This window comes from Kitasatospora sp. NPDC056327 (assembly GCF_042261735.1).
GTDB lineage: Bacteria > Actinomycetota > Actinomycetes > Streptomycetales > Streptomycetaceae > Kitasatospora.
Genome location: NZ_JBHJRC010000519.1, coordinates 1 through 2,294, shown reverse-complemented (window position 1 = coordinate 2,294; position 2,294 = coordinate 1). Strand labels below are relative to the sequence as shown.

Genomic DNA, 2,294 nt, shown 5'->3' with positions numbered 1-2,294 from the left:
CGCCCCGACGGGGCGGGACGGCGCGTCCCCGGCACGGTCATCGCGCTCGGCGCGGTCAGCCTGGTCACCGACATCTCCTCGGAGATGGTCACCGCCGTGCTGCCGCTCTACCTGGTGCTGGGCCTCGGCCTCTCACCGCTCCAGTTCGGCTTCCTCGACGGACTGTTCAACGGGGCGACGGCCCTGGTCCGGCTGCTCGGCGGCCGGCTCGCCGACCGGGGCGGCGGCCGGCACCGGACGGTCGCCGGGGCGGGCTACCTGCTCTCGGCGCTCTCCCGGCTCGGGCTGCTGCTGGCGGGCGGCGCGGCCGGCGGGATCGCCGCGGCGCTGGCCGCCGACCGCCTCGGCAAGGGCGTGCGGACCGCGCCGCGGGACGCGATGATCACGCTCAGCGCGCCGCCCGAGGCACTCGGCCGGGCGTTCGGCGTGCACCGGGCGATGGACACCACAGGGGCGCTGCTGGGCCCGCTGGTCGCCTTCGTGGTGCTGTGGGCGACGGCGGACGCGTACGACGCGGTGTTCGTGGTCAGCTTCGCCACCGGGCTGCTCGGCGTCCTGGTGCTGGTGCTGTTCGTCCCGGCCGGCCCGCCCGGGCTGCCGGTCGCCGCTCCCGGGGCCGGCGGTTCCGCGGTCACCGTCCCGCGGAGCACCGTCCCGAGGCCCGCCGCTCCCGGAGCCACCGCGTCCGGGCCCGCCGCCCCCGGGGCCGCCGCGCCGAAGCACCGGGTCCTGCGCGACCCCGTGTTCCGGCGCACGGTCACCGCCGCCGCCCTGCTGGGGGCCGCCACGATCGGGGACTCGTTCCTCTACCTGCTGCTCCAGCGCGGCCTGGACCTCTCGCCGCTGCTCTTCCCGCTGCTGCCGCTCGGCGCCGCGGCCTGCTACCTGCTGCTGGCCGTCCCCGCCGGGCGGTTCGCGGACCGGGCCGGCCGCCGCACCCCGTTCCTGCTCGGTCACGGGGCGCTGCTCGCCGCCTACCTCACCCTGCTCGCCCCGCTCGGCCCGGCGACCGCCGTGCTCGTCCTCGTCCTGCTCGGCGTCTTCTACGCCGCCACCGACGGCGTGCTGATGGCGCTGGCCGGCCCGGTGCTGCCGGCCGGCGGCCGGGCGGGCGGACTCGCGGTGCTGCAGACCGGCCAGGCCCTGGCCCGGCTGGTCGGCGCGGCCGGGTTCGGCGTCGCCTGGACCTGGTGGGGCCCGCGTCCGGCCCTCACGGCCGCCGCGCTCGCGCTGGCCGCCGCCCTCGCCGCCGCCTGGCGGATCCTGCCCGGAAGGGAGTCCTCGTGAAGGTGCGCTCGACCGTCCTGGTCCTCGCCGTCCTCGTCCTGCTCGGCGGCTCGTTCGGCTACGTGCTGCACGCCCGGCAGCGCGACGGCGGCCACCGGCTCGTCGCCGCCGAGGCGACGTTCACCCTGGACCAGCCCGGCCTCTACTACCGCGACACCGCCACCGGACGGATCGCCCGGGGCCCCGGCGGCGCCCCGGACGGCCCCTCCTGCGCCCGGTTCTACGCGGCGGGGGACCGGGCGCTGTGCCTGCGGGCGCTGCCCGGGGTCCCGGCCCGTACCCAGGCCGTGGTGTACGACCGCCGGTTCACCGAGCTCCAGACGGTGACCGTGCCCGGCATCCCCAACCGGGCCAGGGTGTCGCCCTCCGGACAGGTGCTCTCCTGGACCACCTTCGCGGTCGGGGACTCCTACGCGTCCAGCGGCTTCTCCACCCGCACCTCGATCCTCGACCTGCGGACCGGCTACCTGGTCAAGTCGGTCGAGGAGATCCCGCTGACCGTCGACGGCGCCCGCTACCACGCCGCCGACGTCAACTACTGGGGCGTCAACTTCGCGGCCGACGAGAACCGCTTCTACGCCACCGTCTCGACCGCCGGCCGCACCCACCTCGTCGAGGGCGACCTCAAGGCCTGGTCGGCCCGCACCCTGCGGGAGAACGTCGAGTGCCCCTCGCTCTCGCCGGACGGCACCCGGATCGCCTTCAAGAAGCGCGTCTCGGACGACCCGGCCGCCCCCTGGCGGCTGTACGTCCTCGACCTGGCCGACCTGCGCGAGCACCCGGTCGCCGAGACCCACAGCGTCGACGACCAGGCGGCCTGGCTGGACGACACCACGCTCGGCTACGCCCTGCCGGCCCGCGAGGGCAAGGGCACCGACCTCTGGTCGGTCCCCGCGGACGGCAGCGGCGCGCCGCTGCTGCTCGCTCCCGGAGCCTCCTCCCCGGTCACCGTGCGCGCGCCGGCGCCCCGGTGACCCCGCCGGCCCGGCGGTCCGCACGCCCCACCG

Annotated in this window: 2 protein-coding genes; both read left to right on the top strand. The window is 77.3% G+C overall.

Going from position 1 to position 2,294, the window contains the following annotated elements; translation table 11 throughout:
• Positions 1 to 1,287 (top strand): MFS transporter (locus ACFCX4_RS35965; RefSeq protein ID WP_376151645.1); only part of this gene is annotated, 1,287 nt, incomplete at its 5' end.
• Complete coding sequence (locus tag ACFCX4_RS35960) at positions 1,284 to 2,261, top strand: hypothetical protein (RefSeq protein WP_376151643.1); 978 nt, start codon at positions 1,284 to 1,286, stop codon at positions 2,259 to 2,261. The genes ACFCX4_RS35965 and ACFCX4_RS35960, both read left to right, overlap by 4 nt.
• Positions 2,262 to 2,294: the final 33 nt, after the last annotated feature.